This window comes from Streptomyces albidoflavus, from assembly GCF_000719955.1.
In the GTDB taxonomy this organism is placed as follows: Bacteria; Actinomycetota; Actinomycetes; order Streptomycetales; family Streptomycetaceae; genus Streptomyces; species Streptomyces albidoflavus.
Map to the genome: position 1 here is coordinate 79,842 of NZ_JOII01000025.1, position 15,339 is coordinate 95,180.

At 73.6% G+C, this 15,339-nt stretch carries 14 protein-coding genes; 4 read left to right on the forward strand and 10 right to left on the reverse strand.

The window, feature by feature from the left end:
- Positions 1-69: 69 nt before the first annotated feature.
- The 8 genes from IF45_RS0122765 to IF45_RS0122800 form a co-directional block, all read right to left on the reverse strand.
- Positions 70-1,410, reverse strand: a complete 1,341-nt coding sequence (locus IF45_RS0122765) for an LLM class flavin-dependent oxidoreductase (RefSeq protein ID WP_003946590.1) — start codon at positions 1,408-1,410, stop codon at positions 70-72.
- A 24-nt stretch (positions 1,411-1,434) separates the two neighbouring features.
- Positions 1,435-2,307, reverse strand: coding sequence for an ABC transporter ATP-binding protein (locus IF45_RS0122770; RefSeq protein WP_030309236.1), 873 nt, complete (start codon positions 2,305-2,307; stop codon positions 1,435-1,437).
- Positions 2,304-3,203 (reverse strand): ABC transporter ATP-binding protein, encoded by a 900-nt coding sequence (locus tag IF45_RS0122775; protein WP_030309246.1) that lies wholly within the window; start codon positions 3,201-3,203, stop codon positions 2,304-2,306. The genes IF45_RS0122770 and IF45_RS0122775 overlap by 4 nt, the downstream gene beginning before the upstream one ends.
- A complete protein-coding gene (locus IF45_RS0122780) occupies positions 3,200-4,090 on the reverse strand; it encodes an ABC transporter permease (protein ID WP_030309248.1) in 891 nt (296 codons plus the stop codon). The genes IF45_RS0122775 and IF45_RS0122780 overlap by 4 nt, the downstream gene beginning before the upstream one ends.
- A gap of 3 nt (positions 4,091-4,093) precedes the next feature.
- On the reverse strand, positions 4,094-5,119 hold the full coding sequence (locus IF45_RS0122785) for an ABC transporter permease (protein ID WP_030309249.1): 1,026 nt from the start codon (positions 5,117-5,119) through the stop codon (positions 4,094-4,096).
- Positions 5,120-5,144: 25 nt separating this feature from the next.
- Positions 5,145-6,719, reverse strand: coding sequence for an ABC transporter substrate-binding protein (locus IF45_RS0122790; protein ID WP_015508306.1), 1,575 nt, complete (start codon positions 6,717-6,719; stop codon positions 5,145-5,147).
- A gap of 461 nt (positions 6,720-7,180) precedes the next feature.
- Positions 7,181-8,113: a DsbA family oxidoreductase gene (locus IF45_RS0122795; protein WP_003946596.1), complete on the reverse strand. Its 933-nt coding sequence runs from the start codon at positions 8,111-8,113 to the stop codon at positions 7,181-7,183.
- A complete protein-coding gene (locus tag IF45_RS0122800; protein ID WP_015508305.1) occupies positions 8,110-8,544 on the reverse strand; it encodes an RrF2 family transcriptional regulator in 435 nt (144 codons plus the stop codon). Before IF45_RS0122800 ends, IF45_RS0122795 begins: the two co-directional genes overlap by 4 nt.
- A gap of 143 nt (positions 8,545-8,687) precedes the next feature.
- Here IF45_RS0122800 and IF45_RS0122805 point away from each other — a divergent pair, with 143 nt between their 5' ends.
- Positions 8,688-9,191 carry a cupin domain-containing protein gene (locus IF45_RS0122805; protein ID WP_008412579.1) on the forward strand — a complete coding sequence of 168 codons (504 nt, stop codon included), beginning with the start codon at positions 8,688-8,690 and terminating at the stop codon, positions 9,189-9,191.
- A 25-nt stretch (positions 9,192-9,216) separates the two neighbouring features.
- Here IF45_RS0122805 and IF45_RS0122810 read toward each other — a convergent pair whose 3' ends face one another.
- The gene (locus IF45_RS0122810; protein ID WP_030309251.1) at positions 9,217-9,855 is read right to left on the reverse strand and encodes a class II aldolase/adducin family protein; all 639 of its coding nucleotides are present in this window, start codon (positions 9,853-9,855) and stop codon (positions 9,217-9,219) included.
- Positions 9,852-11,120 (reverse strand): 3-oxo-tetronate kinase, encoded by a 1,269-nt coding sequence (otnK, locus tag IF45_RS0122815; RefSeq protein ID WP_030309252.1) that lies wholly within the window; start codon positions 11,118-11,120, stop codon positions 9,852-9,854. The genes IF45_RS0122810 and otnK overlap by 4 nt, the downstream gene beginning before the upstream one ends.
- 231 nt (positions 11,121-11,351) lie before the next feature.
- Between otnK and IF45_RS0122820 the strand changes: the two genes are divergently transcribed.
- The 3 genes from IF45_RS0122820 to IF45_RS0122830 all read left to right on the forward strand — a co-directional run bounded on the left by IF45_RS0122820 (position 11,352) and on the right by IF45_RS0122830 (position 15,000).
- Entirely contained in the window at positions 11,352-12,755 is a 1,404-nt protein-coding gene (locus IF45_RS0122820; RefSeq protein WP_030309254.1) for a homoserine dehydrogenase, read from the forward strand.
- Complete coding sequence (locus IF45_RS0122825; protein ID WP_003946602.1) at positions 12,752-14,110, forward strand: GntT/GntP/DsdX family permease; 1,359 nt, start codon at positions 12,752-12,754, stop codon at positions 14,108-14,110. Before IF45_RS0122820 ends, IF45_RS0122825 begins: the two co-directional genes overlap by 4 nt.
- 95 nt (positions 14,111-14,205) lie before the next feature.
- Positions 14,206-15,000 carry a DeoR/GlpR family DNA-binding transcription regulator gene (locus tag IF45_RS0122830; protein ID WP_030309256.1) on the forward strand — a complete coding sequence of 265 codons (795 nt, stop codon included), beginning with the start codon at positions 14,206-14,208 and terminating at the stop codon, positions 14,998-15,000.
- Positions 15,001-15,339 lie beyond the last annotated feature (339 nt).

The following is a 15,339-nucleotide window of genomic DNA, read 5'->3' on the forward strand; positions in this document are numbered from 1 at the left end:
GGGAGGGCTCGGTCGGGGGGCCGGGGCGGTGGGCTCCGGCCCCCGGCGGGACGGGACGGGTCGGCGAGGTCAGCCGTGCGTCCGGAGACGGGCCTCGGTGTGGCGGTTGGCCGGTATCGGCAGGCCGAGGTGGCCGCGCAGGGTGTCCGCCTCGTAGGCGGTGCGGAACAGGCCGCGGCGCTGGAGGAGGGGGACGACTCCGTCGACGAAGAGGTCGAGTTCCTCGGTGGTGCGGAAGGCGAGGTTGATCCCGTCGAAGGTGCCGGCGTCGAACCACCGCTCGATCGCGTCGGCGACGGTGTCCGGCGCTCCGACGAAGGGGGACGCGCGGAAGGCGTTGACCGACTCGGCGACCTGTCGCAGGGTCAGGCTCTCAGCCTTCGCCCGGTCGATGATCTTGGCGGCGGCGGTCCGGCCGCCCTTCTCCGCCAGGTGCGCGACGTTGGGGAAGGGCGCGTCGAGGTCGTGGACGCTGAAGTCGTGCGCGCCGAACGAGCGGCCGAGCAGGGCGAGGTTGCGGCCGAGGTCGTTGTCCTCCTCGAAGATCTCGCGTTCCCGCCGCCGTGCCTTCTCGTCGGTGGCGGCGACGACCGGCCCGCCGTGGATGAAGATCTTGATGTGCTCGGGGTCGCGGCCGTAGGCGGCGGTGCGCTTCTTGATGTCGGCGTAGTACTCCTGGGCCTGTTCCAGTGAGCCGCCCGGGGCGTAGATGCCCTCGGCGACGCGGGCGGCGAGGTCGCGGCCCTCCTCGGAGACCCCGGCCTGGAAGATGACGGGCTGCCCCTGGGGCGAGCGGGAGAGGTTGAGCGGGCCGGCGACCCGGAAGTGCTCACCGACGTGGTCGAGGGCGTGCAGCTTGTCCGGGTCGAGGAAGACGCCGCGCGCCACGTCGGCGGGGAAGGCGTCGTCCTCGTAGGAGTCCCAGAGCCCGCGGGCCACCTGGACGAACTCCAGGGCCCGGCCGTAGCGGGTGGCGTAGTCGAGGTGTTCGTCCAGGCCGTAGTTGCGGGAGGTGCCGGTGTCGAAGCTGGTGACGACGTTCCAGCCGGCGCGGCCGCCGCTGATGTGGTCGAGCGAGGCGAAGCGGCGGGCGAGATTGAAGGGCGAGTTGTAGGTCGAGCTGGCGGTGCCGACCAGACCGACGTGGCGGGTGTGGGTGGCGACCGCCGAGAGCAGGGTGAGGGGTTCCAGGCGGTTGAGGTAGTGGGCCGGGTAGGTGGCGTTGATGAACTGGCTGTCGACGATGAACAGCGCGTCGAAGAGGGCGTGTTCGGCAGCCTTGGCCTGGTGGATGTAGTAGTCGATGTCGATGCTGGCGTTCTTCGCGACGCGCGGGTCCTTCCAGAGTCCGTGCTGGCCGGGGCCGCCGACGCCGTAGGGGTGCAGGGCGAGGTGGAGCTTGCGGGACATGGCGGGGTCCTGTCTGTCCGGGGTTCAGTGGGAGAGGTCGGTCAACTGGGCGCGCAGTGCCTCGCGTCCGGCGCGGTCCGTGCGGGCGCCGTGCAGGGTGGGCGCCGAGCTGACGAGGAGGCGGGTGTAGGCGTGACGGGGCCGGTTGACCACGTCCGCGGAGGGGCCTGACTCGACCAGCTCGCCCTGGTACAGCACGGCCGTGCGGTCGGCGACACCGACGACCGAGCCGAGGTCGTGCGAGATGAGGACGAGGGCGGTGCCGCGGGCCCGCAGGTCCTTGAGGATCTCCAGGACCTGTACGCGGTTGGCGGAGTCCAGGGCGCTGACCGGCTCGTCGAGGATGACCAGGCGCGGCTCGGTGACCAGGGCCCGGGCGACGGCGACCCGCTGGCGCTGGCCGCCGGAGAGTTCGCCGGGCAGCCGGTCGAGCAGTTCGGCGGACAGGCGGACCTGGTCGAGGAAGGCCCGGGCCCGTTCGGCGGCCTCGGCGGCGGTGACGCCCTGGACGAGCAGGGGTTCGGTCAGGGACTCGGCGACGGTACGGTCGGGGTCGAGGCTGCGCAGCGGGTCCTGGAAGACGTACTGCACGACGCCGCTGCGGCGCAGGCGGCGCCACTGCCGCCGGCTGTGGCCGCGGGTCTCCTCGCCGTCGATGACGACCGACCCGGCGGCGGCCGGGACGAGGCCGAGGACGGCGCGGGCGAAGGTGGACTTGCCCGAGCCGGTCTCGCCGATCAGGCCGAGGGTCTCGCCGGGGCCGACGTCGAGGGAGACGCCCCGCAGGACCGGGGGGCGGCGGCGCCCGTAGCGCACCTCCAGGCCGGTCACCTCCAGGACCGGGCGCGGGGCGGTCCTGGCTTCCGCCGGCGGGGCCGGGGGCTGTTCGGCGCTCACCGTGCCGTCTCCTTCGGGGTGAGGAACTTCTCCAGTCCGTAGCTCTCGTGCTCGCTGATCAGCAGCCGTGTGTAGGCGTGGCGCGGGGCGTGGAGGACGGTGCGGGTCGGGCCCTGCTCGACGACCTCGCCCTGCCGCATGACGAGCACCTCGTCGCAGAGCTGGGCGACGACCGCCAGGTCGTGGGAGACGACGACGAGGGCCAGACCGGTGCGCTCGCGCAGGTCGGCGAGGAGATCGAGGATCTCGGCCTGCACGGTGACGTCGAGGGCGGTGGTGGCCTCGTCGGCGATCAGGACGCGAGGCTCGGCGGCGACGGCCGCGGCGATGAGGACGCGTTGCAGCATGCCGCCGGAGAGTTCGTGCGGGTACTGGCGGGCGACCACTTCGGCGTCCCGCAGCCGTACCGCCCGCAGCAGTTCCACCGCTTGCGCGCGGGCGGCCCGCCGCCGCAGTCCGAGCTTGACGCGGACCACTTCGGCGAGTTGGGCGCCGACCGGGATCGACGGGTTGAGGTAGGAGGCGGGGTCCTGGAAGACGGCGCTGATGGTGGAGCCGCGCAGGGCCGTCCACCGGCGCGTGGTCAGCCCGGCGACGTCGGTGCCGGCGATCTCGACGCTGCCCCCGGTCACCGCGAAGTGGTCGGGGAGGATGCCCAGCGCGGCACGGCAGGTCAGGGTCTTGCCGCTGCCGGACTCGCCGACGATGCCGACGGTCCGGCCCGGGGTGAGCGTGAAGCTCACCCCGTGGACGATCTCCCGGTCCTGGGCCAGGTCGCTGATGCGCAGGTCGCGTACGAGGAGGGCAGGGGGTGCGGTGGCGGACCCGGGTGCGGGCGCGGGGGCCGGCGCGAGGGCCGTGTTCCCCGTGGTGCTCCGGTGGGACGGGGCGGTCATGAGGCACCTCCGGTGGGAGCGGGTGCGGTCCTGGCGAGGTGGTGGGCGCGCGCCTTGCGGTCGTTGTCCAGCGCCCGGCCCGCCTGGCCATAGACGTCGCGGATGGCGTCGGCGAGCAGGTTGCAGGCCCAGACGGTGATCATGATGAGCAGCGCGGGCGCGAGGGGGCCCCACGGGCGCTGGTCGAGGTAGCCGAGGTCGGAGGCGAGCAGCCCACCCCAGGTGGGAGCGGGTGGCTGCACCCCGATGCCGAGGAAGGTGAGGCTGGAGACGATGACGAAGCCGGTGCCGACGGTCTGGGCGAGCGCAACGGCGATCGGCGGGAGCACCTTGCCCCACACGTGCTTGCGTACGGTCCAGCCGAGGGAGGCGCCGGAGATGAGCGCCGCCTCCACGTACGGTGCGCGGGCCACCGCGAGTGTCGCGGCCCGGGAGACCCGGTAGAAGAGCGGGGAGACCAGGACCCCGGTGACCAGCATGGCCTGGGTGAGGCCGTTGCCGAGCAGGGCGATCACGGCGACGGCGAAGAGGAGGAAGGGCAGGGCCACCAGGGTGTCGGTGAGCCGGAGGGTGACCCACTCGAAGGTCCGGCCCAGGTAGACGGAGAGGATGCCCGGCAGCGTGCCGACCACCAGCGCGGTGACGGCGACTTCGAGCGAGCCGAGCACGCTGACGCGGGAACCGTCGAGCAGCCGGCTCAGCACGTCCCGGCCGAGGTAGTCGGTGCCCAGCCAGTGCGCGCCGGAGGCGGTGGCCAGGGCGTTGTCGCTGCCGGCCAGCGGGTTCTGCGGGGCGAGCAGCGGGCCCAGCAGGGCGAGCAGCGCGATCACCAGGAGGACGGCGACGGCGATACGGCCGGAGGTGAGGGCGAGGACGCGGCGCACCATGGTTCACACTCCTCGCTGGGAGGCCGGTGTCACCCGGGCCAGCATCAGGTTGACGACGAGGTTGAAGGTGACGACCAGGACGATCGACACCACGAGGACGCCCTGCACCGCCGGCACGTCGCCGGTCTGCGCGGAGTCGTTGGCGAACCGGCCGAAGCCCTGGAGTCCGAAGATCCACTCGGTCACGACGGAGGCGCCGACCAGTGCGGGGAACTTCAGCCCCAGCGTGGCGAGGGCCGGGCCGATGCCGTTGCGCAGGACGTGGGTGAAGAAGACCCGGCGGGGGCTGAGGCCCCGTACGAGGGCGCCCGTCACGTAGTTCTCCCGGTAGGCGGCGATCAGGCTGGAACGCAGCTGGCGGGCGACGTCGGCGACGACGTCGAGGCTGAGGGCGAGCGCCGGGAGGGTGATGTGGGCGAGCCAGGGGCCGATGCCCTGCTCGGCGGGGGCGTACCCGGCCGAGGGGAAGAGGCCGAGCCCGACGGCGAAGACGGTGACCAGGAGGATGCCGACGACGAAGGCGGGCATCACCGAGATCACGGTGACGAAGCCGGTGACGGACCGGTCGAGCCAGGTGGCCGGGCGCAGGGCGGCCGCGGTGCCGAGGGCGAAGCCCGCCACCACGCCGATGAGCAGGGCGAACAGAGCGATCGACAGGCTCACCGAGAGGCCGAGGCCGATGAGGGTGGAGATGTCGGCGCCGTTGGTCCAGCTGGTGCCGAGGTCGCCGCGGAGCACCCCGGCGAACCAGTCCCCGTACTGGACGAGGAAGGGCCGGTCGAGGCCCCACTCGGCCTCGACCTGCGCGACGGCCTGCGGTGTGGCGCTCTCGCCGAGCTGGATGCGGGCCGGGCTGAGCCCGCTCAGGGAGCGCAGCGCGAAGGTCACGAAGGTCGCGACCAGGAAGACGGGCACGAAGACCGCGACGGAGCGGCCGACGATGGCCACCCCACGGGCCACCGTCCGCCCGGCCCTGGTCCCGGTGACTCCGCGGTGCCACCCGGGGGCGGGGGGCGCGGTCGTCGTCATGGGAAGTCCCTCCTCTCCGCGGGCTTCAGTTCCCGGCGATCTTCACGCCGGTCCAGTCGATGTGCGCCGGATTGGCGGGCAGTCCGGACACCGACTTGCTCTTGGCGATCAGGTTCGGCGAGGAGTACGTGAAAACGAGGGCCTGGCTCTTCAGCCCGGCACGGGTCGCCTCGCGCAGCACCTTCGGGTAGCCGGGCGCGTCCAGCGGTGTCCGGCGGACCTCGGCGACGGCGTCGGCAAACCCCTTGGGCTCGTAGGGCGAGCTGAGGTTGAGCGGGCCGTCCGGACCGAAGTGGGCGGTGAGGGTCTGCACGGCGGAGTCGCGGCCCGTGGTCGAGTAGAGGGAGAAGGCCAGGTCCTTGGCGAAGAACGGGGTGGCCCAGTTCTTGTCGATCCTGATGCCGACGGTGATCCCGACCTTGGCGAGCTGGGCCTGCACGATCTCTGCCTGCGGGTCCTCCTCCGGGATGACCAGGTCGAGCTTGATGTCGCCGGGCTCGTGTCCCGCCTCGCGCAGCAGCTTCCTGGCCTTGGCCGGGTCGTAGGGGTAGGCGTTCTCCGACTCGGGGTCGTAGGCGACGTACCCCTTGGGGAAGGGCTGGTCGGTGGTCTCCCCGTAGCCGAAGGTCAGTTTGTCGACGAATTCCTGGCGGTTGACGGCGTGCCGTACGGCGTCGACGACCCGGGCGTCGTCGAACGGTGCCTTGTTGATGTTGAGGCTGATGTTGGAGGCGTTGAAGCCGGGCTGGACGAAGACGTCGAGGCCGGCCTTCTTGGCGGCCTCGGCCTGGCTGGGCGCGATGTCGGCGAAGTTGTAGACGCCGGTCCGCAGGCCGGAGACGACGGTGGAGGCGTCCGGTGCCGAGGTCAGCTCGACGTCGTCGATGTGGATGTTCTCGGCGTCCCAGTAGTCCGGGTTCTTCTCCAGCACCGCCTTGGTGCCCGGGACGAGTTGCCTGAGGACGAAGGGGCCCGCGCCGACCGGCTTCTGATCGAGGGTCGCGGGCGAGGCGGCGGCCTTGGGGCTGGCTATCTGGAGGACGCGCTGGCCGAGCAGCTGGGGGATCTGGTAGTCGACCTGGTTGAGGTGGACGGTGGCGTTCAGCCCGTCCGCCTCGACCGACTCGATGGAGGTCAGGTCGCCGAAGAGCGCCGAGTTCTTCTGCTTCTGGGCGCGTTCGACGGCGGCCTTGACGGCGGCGCCGTCGACCGGCTCGCCGTCGCTGAACGTCAGTCCGGGGCGCAGGCGGAAGGTGACCTCGTCGCCCTTGTCGTTGTACTCCCAGCTCTCGGCGAGGTCGGGGACGGCGGCCCCCTTCTCGTCGGTGCGCGTCAACGATGCGTACACCAGGGCGAGTTCGCGGAACTGGGCGCCGCTCCCGGCCACCACCGGGTCCCAGTGCGAGGGGAAGTAGGTCGAGGTCCACTTGAGCGTGGAGCCGGCGCCCGAGGCGGCGGACGACCCGCCTCCGCAGCCGCTGAGGGTGAGGGTGAGGGAGAAGGCGGTGGCGAGAGCGGCCGCCACGACGGCGGCGCGCGGGCGGCGCGGGGCCGCGTGGGGGCGGGACACGGGAGGACGGGGGACGGCTGTTCCAGACATCTCGTTCCTTCTTCGGCATGGCGGAGCCCGCGACGGCGGGCCCGGGCGGGCCGGGAGAGGTGGCTCACGCCCCGTCCGGACGGAGCCGTGCGCGACCGCGGGTGCGGTTCGCGGTGGCGTACCACCCCGGCGGCACGCGCGGCGGCGCGTCCGTCGGGGCCGTCCGGAAGGAGGGCGGGGAAAGGGGGGTGCCGGGGAAGAGGGGCCGCTCGGGATCGGCGGGCCTGCTCGGCGGGAGCGGCGGGACGGGGGGCCGCCCGAGGGGCGGGCGTCGGCGGCCGTCCGGCCGGAAGGTGCTGTCGGTCAGCGACAGAGGGCGCTGGAGGTGCGCCGCAGGTCCACGTAGCGGCACACCACGCCGGGGTGCGTCGTGAGCATGGGAGCATCTTGTCGCCGGTGGCACCCGAAGTCAATCGACACCTTTTGGTGTCTCATTCGGTGGGACGGCACTCCGCCGCTGGTCAAGCGCGGTTCGCAGCACGGCCGTCGACCGTGCGGGCGACGGCTGGATGGCCGGGGGCCTCCTCGGGGCACAGCCACACCGGGCCGTTCCCCGTCGTCACCTGGACCGCCTCCGGCGGGGGCCAGGCGCCCTCCCCCAGGAGCCGGCGCTCGGGGTCGGTGAGGCTCCCGTACCTGCTCAGCGCGGCGGCCGGCGACGGCGGTGCGGGCGCGGCGTCGAGCACACCGGGGCACAGCTCCTCGGCCGCCGCGGTGTACTCCCCCAACTCCCGCCAGCCCGGCACCAGTCGGCGGGCGTCGCCGGAACGCAGCAGCAGGGTCGGCAGTGCGTACCGGTGGCCGCCGTCCGCGGTCTCCTTGGCGGTTCCCGGATGCGGGGAGCCGCCGGGTTCCGCCCACGCCTCGGGCAGCGGGCGCCGGGTCTCGGCGGCGTCGGCCCGCACCCGCTCCCGCACCTCGTCCGAGGCCGCGTCCGAGGCCAGTCGCACCGGGTCCAGCCCGGGCACGCCCCGGACCACGGACAGGGCCAGCGGCAGGGTGTCCGCGGGCTCGCCCAGGACGAAGACGGACTCCCGCAGGCGCCGCAGCACCCGCTCCGCCGTCCCCTCCCCCTGGAGTTCGGCCGCCTTGGCCACCAGCGAGGAGGGCCACGAGCAGGCCGCCACCCGCGCCAGCGACCGGGCGTGGGGCGCCCCGGTGTGCCGGCTGATCCCGGCGACGTGGCGCGCGTACCAGGCCGTCTCCGCCGCCGGGTCCGGGGGCGCGTCGTCCTCGTCGGTGAAGAGCAGACCGTAGACCCGGCGCCAGTTCGCCCGGCCCGCCAGCAGCGCGCGCAGCCGCCGGAAGGCGGGGTCGGAGCCCCAGGCCCAGGGGCACATCGGGTCGGTGTACTCGACGACCTCCAGGGCCGGCCGGGCCGGGGCCGCCCTCACGAGGCCCCCCGTCCGGCCGGCGTCCGCACCGCCTCGTCCGCGAGCAGCGAGGTCAGCGTGACCCCCTGGAGGATGCCGGCGGCCGCGGACTCCACACGGCGCCAGACCTCGGGCAGGCCCGCCCCGGCCCCCGGATAGGCGAGTCCGCTCACGGATTCGCCGCGCAGGGTGAGCAGTTCGCCGTCGATCGCGCGGGAGACGTCCAGCAGCGTGATCCGGTCGGCCGGCCGCCCCAGCCAGTACCCGCCCTCGCACCCGCGCTGGCTGCGCACCAGCCCGGCCTTGCGCAACTCCCCCACCACGGATTTCAGGAACCGGAACGGGATTCCCTGCGAGGAGGCGATCGACTCGCAGGTGAGCGGACGGGCGGGCTCGCGGGCGAGTTCCAGCAGGGCGCGCGTGGCGTAGTCAGCTTTCGCCGAGATATGCATGACGCTCATGATGCCGGAGACGCCCGGCGGCGGGCGAGGGACCGCAAGGAGGAGCCGGGCCGTTCGTTGCGGCGGTTTTGCCGCAGGTGAACGACAAAGGACACCTGTTGACGTCTTTTCCCGCGAGTCGTAGCGTGCCCGCCATGACAGACCCCTTGACCGTGCCCGGCGAAGGCTTCCACCCGGACTTCCGCGACGGCTCCGGCCACCCGGCGGCCCCGCTCCACACCCGACTGCACCACATCCGGGCCGAGTCCCTGGACACCGGCACCGCGCAGACCGAGGGGATGCGCCGGTTCGCGGCGGTCAGCGGCAGGACGGTCGGCTCCGAGAAGCTCTGGATGGGCCAGACCCACGTCGCCCCCGCCACCTCCTCCTCCGACCATCACCACGGGGAGTCCGAGACCGCCATCTACGTACAGAGCGGCCACCCGGAGTTCGTCTTCGTGGACGGCCACGGCGACCAGGCCGAGGAGGTGCGCCTGCGCACCTCCCCCGGCGACTACATCTTCGTGCCGCCCTACGTGCCGCACCGCGAGGAGAACCCCGACCCCGCCGAGGAGGCGGTGGTGGTGATCGCCCGCAGCACCCAGGAGGCGATCGTGGTCAACCTGCCCCACCTGTACGCCGTTTCCGAGGACGACTGACCCGCCGGCGGGCCCGGCCGGGGCCTCACTCCCCCCAGCAGGACCCGTACCGCCGGGCCAGCTCGCCCGCCTCCTCCTCCGTCAGCAGGCGGGCCGGCCGGTCGCCGAGCGCGAGCAGGAGGGCGGAGACCTCCTCGATCTCGACGGCGGCGTCCACCGCCGCCCGGACCGAGACACCGGAGACGACCGGGCCGTGGTTCTGGAGCAGGGCGGCCCGCAGCGGGAACGGCAGCCGTTCCAGCTCCTTGGCCTGGCCGGGGTCGCCGGGCGGCGCGTAGGGCAGGAGGGGCGTCTGGCCGACCCGCATCACGAAGTACGGGGTGAGCGGCGGGACGGCGCTCCGCCCGGACCACGGCGGCAGGCAGGAGAGCGCCGCGGCGTGCCGGGAGTGCAGGTGGACGACGGCCCGGGTCGCGGCGTCGCGCCGGTACAGGGCGGTGTGGAGCGGGAACTCCTTGGACGGCCGGGGGCCTTCGAGGTGGGTGCCGTCCCGGTCCAGGACGCTCAGGCTGTCCGGGTCGAGGCGGGAGAGGTCCGCCCCGGTCGGGGTGATGTACAGCAGGCCGCCGTCGCGGACGCTGAGGTTCCCGGAGCTGCCGGGGCTCAGGCCGAGGGCGGCGAGGTGTGCTCCGGCGGCCGCGAGGCCGGCTCGCACGTCGCTCATACGAGGGCGCTCCATGCTTCGGTGAAGATGTCGGTGCCGCCGAAGTTGCCGGACTTCAGGGCGAGGTCGATGTTCCGGCCGCCGCCGGTCCCGGTCTCGGCGCGGGCCCAGGTGACGCCCGGCGCGAGGGGCGCGCCGACGGCGAGGCCGCGCACCTCCAGTGCGGTGACCACCGCGCCGGAGGTCTCGCCCCCGGCCACCAGCAGGCGGCGGGCGCCGTCGTCGACGAGGGCGACGGCGAGGGCGGCGAGGGCCTCCTCGATCAGGGCGGAGGCGGGCGCCTCGCCCGGCGGGGTGGTGCGCTCCAGGTCGGCGAGGTCGTCGACGGCGTAGAAGAGCGGAGGGCGCGCCGGGTCCCGCCGCCACTGCTCGCGGGCGAAGGCGGCCAGACCGGCCACGGTGGCGGGGAGGTCGCGGCGCAGGGCGGCGACGTCCAGCTTGCGGTGCGGCAGGTGGGCGCGGCCGTGGGCCACCTGGGCCCGGGTGGTGGAGGAGGCGCTGCCCGACAGCACGGCGGCCGGGTCGCCGGGCGCGGAGGCGGGGGTGGCGCGGGCGGCGCCGGGGCGGGGGCCGGTCAGGCCGAGGGCGAGGCCGGCGGCGCCGGTGACCAGGCCGAGGTGTGCGGTGGCGGCGGAGACGGTGCGCAGGTCGTCGTCGGTCTCGGCGTCCACGACGAGGAGCGCCCCGCTCGCCTCGGGGGCGTCGACGGCCGCGCGCAGCTCCGCCGTGCCCGCGCGGACGGTGTCCAGGGGGATCTGCCGGACCGGGTGGCGGGTCTGCGGGCGCAGGAGGCGCGCGAGCGAGGCGTCCGTCATCGGGGTGAGCGGGTGGTGGCGCATCGGGCTCCGGTCGAGCGGCTCGCCGTGCACGTACAGGAGTCCGTCGCGGACGGTGCGGCCGGTGGCGGGGAAGGCGGGCACGACCACGGTGCGGTCGGCGTGGACCGCTTCCAGCAGGGCGTCGGCGACCGGGCCGATGTTGCCCCGGGGCGTGGAGTCGAAGGTGGAGCAGTATTTGAAGTAGTACCGGCGGCATCCCGCGGCGCGCAGGGCGCGCAGTGCGGCCAGCGAGTCGGCGACCGCCTCCTCCACCGGCGCGGTGCGCGACTTGAGGGCGACGACGACCGCGTCGGCCTCGGCGGACGCCTCCGGGTCCACTGCGTCGGCGCCGATGGCCACCCGCGTCCGGAAGCCCCGCGACACCAGCATGGTGGCCAGGTCCGTGGCGCCGGTGAAGTCGTCGGCGATGGCCCCGAGGGTCGGCATGGGACCTCCATGGTGTGGCGCGGCCGCGGCGGGTGACCCGCGTGGGCCGCTCAATGAGTTGATGTGTGAAAAAATGTTAACAGACTTTACGTCCCTGAGTTACCTTGATACATATTGTTAACCCGCTCCCGGGCTGAGCCGCCCCACGGCCGCCGGGAGCCGTCCCCTCGCTTCGCGGACCCCGCGCCCGCCTCGCGCACCATCGCCACGCGCACCCACTGAGGAGTGCCCATGAACTTCCTTCACCTGTTCGCCCCGGGCGGCGACCGGACCGTGCGGTACGCACTCTCCGGCGCCGGTGGCGGATTCGCCCGGACCCTCCTCGCACAGACCCTGCGCATCCCGCGCCTTCGTCCCGCCGTCCTCTGCGACCAGGACGTGGCGGGACTGCGCGCGATGCTGGTCGAGCTGGGGTACGACGCCTCGCAGCTCCGGATCTGCGGCGACGCCCGGGCGGTCCGCGACGCCGGGCAGGACGGCCACCTCGCCCTGGTCGCCGACGGCGACCTGCTGATCGCGGGCGACTGGGACATCCTCGTGGAGGCCACCGGCAGCCCCGCCGCCGGTTACGAGATGGCCCGCCAGGCCCTGACCGGCGGCCGCCACGTGGCCATGGTCAGCAAGGAGGTCGACTCGGTCGCCGGGCTCCACCTCGCCGAACTGGCCCGCACCCACAGCAGCGTCTACACCACCGCCGACGGTGACCAGCCCGCCAACCTCATCGGCCTGGTCAGCTGGGCCGAGACGCTCGGGCTGGAGATCGTCGCCATCGGCAAGTCCACCGAGTACGACCTCGTCCTGGACCCCGCCGCCGGCACCGTGACGCAGCTCGACACCACCGTCCCCGCGCCGGAACTCGCCGGCCTGCTCGACCTCGGCGACGACGTCCGCTCCACCCTGGCCGCCCGCGCCGCCGCCGTCGCCGCGCTCCCCACCGGCGCCACCGCCGACTACTGCGAGATGGCCGTCGTCGCCACCAGCACCGGCTTCCGCCCCGACACCGAGCGGCTCCACTACCCGGTCGCCCGCATCGCCGAACTCGCCGATGTCTACGCCCTGCGCGAGGACGGCGGTGTGCTGCGCCGCCCCGGCGCCGTCGACGTCTTCAGCGCCCTGCGGCTGCCCGGCGAGGCGTCCTTCGCCGGCGGCGTCTTCGTCGTCGTCCGCACCGGCGACCCCGTCACCTGGGAGACCCTGCGCGGCAAGGGCCACGTCGTCAGCCGCGACGGCAAGTACGCCGCCGTCTACCTGCCGTACCACCTGATGGGTGTCGAGACGCCCGTCAGCCTGCTCTCCGCCGTCCTGGACCAGCGGCCCTCCGGCGGCACCGACCCGCGCGGGCACGCCGTGCTGGCCGGCCGCGCCGAGCGCGACCTGCCCGCCGGCACCGTGCTGACGATGGGCGGCCACCACCACGACGTCACCGGCGTCCAGGCGGTCCTCCTCCGCGACGAGGACACCCCCGCCGGCACGGCCCCCCTGTACCTCGCCGCCCACGCCACCCTCGCCGCCGACGTCGCGGCGGGCGAGCTGATCACCGTCGGCCACCTCGCCGACGCCGACGCCGCCCTCCTCGACGCCTGGACCGCCGGGCGCGCCGCCCGCCCCGCCACCGGACCGGTGAACGGCTCATGAGCACCGACATCCAGCACCTGCTCCTCGGCCTCGCGGCCGTCGTCGTCCTGATCCTGCTGATCACCAAGGCCAAGCTCCACCCCTTCCTGGCGCTCGCCCTCTCCGCGATCGGCCTGGGCCTCGCCTCCGGGATAGGCCCGGGCGACACCGTCACGCACTTCCAGGACGGCTTCGGCGACGCCCTCAAGAGCGTCGGCCCCACCATCGGCCTCGGCACCCTGCTCGGCGGCATCCTGCTGGGCTCCGGCGGCGCCGACCGGATCGCCACGGTCTTCATCGGCGCCCGCCCGGTGAAGTGGATCCCCACGGCGATCACGGCCGCGGCCCTGCTCATCGGCATGCCGCACCTGTTCGACGTCAGCTTCGTGATGCTGGTCCCGCTGGTCTACGCGGTCGCCAAGCGCACCGGCACCCACCTGCTCTACGTCGGCCTGCCGATGGCCGCCGGCCTGTACATCTCGCACGGCCTGCTGCCCCCGCACCCCTCCCCCACCCTCGCCGTCTCCGCCTACGACGCGAGCACCGGCCTGACCATCCTCTACGGCCTGATCATCGGCATCCCGATCGCGGTCCTCACCGGCCCGGTGCTCACCCGGTACGCCAGCCGCTGGTTCGGGCCCGCGCCCGACCTCGACAAGGGCCCGGTCCCCGACGCCGGCCCGGCGCCCGAGAACCAGCGCCGCCCGGCCTCGTTCACCCTGGCCCTGATCACCGTGCTGCTGCCGCCGGTCCTCATGCTGATCGGCACGATCGGCACCTCCGCCACCCGCGAGGGCACCGCGCCGTACACCGTCTTCGAGGCGTGCGACTCCCCCGTGCTGTCCCTGCTGGTCGCCGTGCTCTTCGCCTTCTTCGCCCTGGGCGTGCGCTCCGGCTTCGGCCTCGGCCAGATCCAGAAGATGGCCGCCAAGGGGCTCGGCCCGGTCGGCGGCATCGTCCTCATCCTCGGCGCGGGCGGCGGCCTCAAGGCGATGCTGACCGCCACCGGCATCGACAAGATCATCTCCGACTACGCCGTGGACTGGGCGATCCCGCCGCTGGTCCTCGCCTGGCTGGTCGCCGCGCTGCTGCGGATCTGCCTCGGCTCGGCCACGGTGGCCACCGCCGCCGCCACCGGCATCGTCGCGCCCCTGGTCGGCGCGTACCCCGGACTCTCCCCCGAACTGCTGGTGCTGGCCACGGCGTCCGGCGCGGTCATGCTCTCGCACGTCAACGACTCGGGCTTCTGGCTCTTCAAGGAGTACTTCCAGCTCTCCGTGCCGCAGACCTTCCGCACCTGGACGCTGATGCTCTCGCTCCAGTCCCTGCTGAGCCTCGGCGGCGTGCTGCTCCTCAGCCTGTTCGTCGGCGGCTGACCGGTGCTCCCGCCGGGGTCCGGCACCCCGGCGGGAGCCCGGCACAACCGACGGGCGGTGCGAGCCGCCCCCGTGGCAGGAGGGAAGATACGACCATGACCGAAGACGCGCCTCCGCTCATCCCCGACCAGCGGCGGGAGAAGCTGCTCAAGCACCTGCGCCGCGACGGCGTCCTGAGCGTGCAGCAGATCACGCAGCTCTTCGGCGTCTCGCACATGACCGTCCGCCGCGACATCGCCGAACTGGAGCGCCAGGGGCTGGTCTTCACCGTCCCCGGCGGGGTGCGCATCGCCAGCCAGGTCCGCAGCGAGCCCAGCCACCAGGCGAAGACCCAGGTGGAGCAGCCGCAGAAGGAGGCCATGGCGAGCCGGGCCGCCTCCCTAGTGGAGGACGGCATGACGCTCTACCTGGACGCGGGCACCACCCTGCTCGCCGTGGTCCCGCACCTCGTCCGCCACGAGCGGCTCACGGTGGTCAGCAACGACTTCAGCACGGTGGACCGCCTGATGACCGAGGCCCCCCACCTGGAGATCATCCACGTCGGCGGCCAGGTCGAGGCGGCCAACCGCTCCACCGTCGGCCGGCTCGCCGCGGCGACCCTGCGCCACCTCGCCCTGGACATGGCCTTCATCAGCACCAGCTCCTGGGACCTGCTGCGCGGCGTCACCACCCCCTCCGACGCCAAGGTCGAGGTGAAGCGCGCCGCCCTGGACAGCTCCCGCAGCGCCGTCCTGGTCGCCGGCTCCTCCAAGTTCGGCACCTTCGGCAAGTACCGCGTCGCCCCCCTGGCCGACTTCGACGCCATCATCACCGACTCCGCCCTCACCGAGGCCGCCGCCGAGGGCATCCGGGACTCCGGCCCCGAACTCCACCTGGCCGGCCCCGCCTGACACGCCCCCGGACGCGCCGTTCGGGCCATCCGCCTACTCCGCGACCGAACGCGCCGTCATCGAGGCCGCGCTGCAGTGCCGCTCCACCTGGCCGAGCCCGCGCTGCACCTGTGCGTCAACCTCATCACCTGGCGCGAGGACATCGCCGAGGAGATCTCGGCACTAGGCTGATCCCGCGAAAGCCTCCCCCCCCCGACGCATTTTCAGACGGGTCCGGACCTCTCCACCCCCGCGCCGGCCTACAACGGCCGCGTCAACACCCGCATCCCCCAACTGGCCGACGGGCAGCACGGCTACGAGCTACCGCAGCGGCTCCACATCACCCAGGAGGACCGCAAG

What these genes read in the sequence shown, in the direction of transcription:
- IF45_RS0122775 (WP_030309246.1), bottom strand. Translation starts at nt 3,203, where the DNA reads ATGACCGCCCCGTCCCACCGGAGCACCACGGGGAACACGGCCCTCGCG.
- otnK (WP_030309252.1), bottom strand. Translation starts at nt 11,120, where the DNA reads ATGCCGACCCTCGGGGCCATCGCCGACGACTTCACCGGCGCCACGGAC.
- IF45_RS0122800 (WP_015508305.1), bottom strand. Translation starts at nt 8,544, where the DNA reads ATGCATATCTCGGCGAAAGCTGACTACGCCACGCGCGCCCTGCTGGAA.
- IF45_RS0122765 (WP_003946590.1), bottom strand. Translation starts at nt 1,410, where the DNA reads ATGTCCCGCAAGCTCCACCTCGCCCTGCACCCCTACGGCGTCGGCGGC.
- IF45_RS0122785 (WP_030309249.1), bottom strand. Translation starts at nt 5,119, where the DNA reads ATGACGACGACCGCGCCCCCCGCCCCCGGGTGGCACCGCGGAGTCACC.
- IF45_RS0122820 (WP_030309254.1), top strand. Translation starts at nt 11,352, where the DNA reads ATGAACTTCCTTCACCTGTTCGCCCCGGGCGGCGACCGGACCGTGCGG.
- IF45_RS0122830 (WP_030309256.1), top strand. Translation starts at nt 14,206, where the DNA reads ATGACCGAAGACGCGCCTCCGCTCATCCCCGACCAGCGGCGGGAGAAG.
- IF45_RS0122825 (WP_003946602.1), top strand. Translation starts at nt 12,752, where the DNA reads ATGAGCACCGACATCCAGCACCTGCTCCTCGGCCTCGCGGCCGTCGTC.
- IF45_RS0122810 (WP_030309251.1), bottom strand. Translation starts at nt 9,855, where the DNA reads ATGAGCGACGTGCGAGCCGGCCTCGCGGCCGCCGGAGCACACCTCGCC.
- IF45_RS0122780 (WP_030309248.1), bottom strand. Translation starts at nt 4,090, where the DNA reads ATGGTGCGCCGCGTCCTCGCCCTCACCTCCGGCCGTATCGCCGTCGCC.
- IF45_RS0122805 (WP_008412579.1), top strand. Translation starts at nt 8,688, where the DNA reads ATGACAGACCCCTTGACCGTGCCCGGCGAAGGCTTCCACCCGGACTTC.
- IF45_RS0122790 (WP_015508306.1), bottom strand. Translation starts at nt 6,719, where the DNA reads ATGTCTGGAACAGCCGTCCCCCGTCCTCCCGTGTCCCGCCCCCACGCG.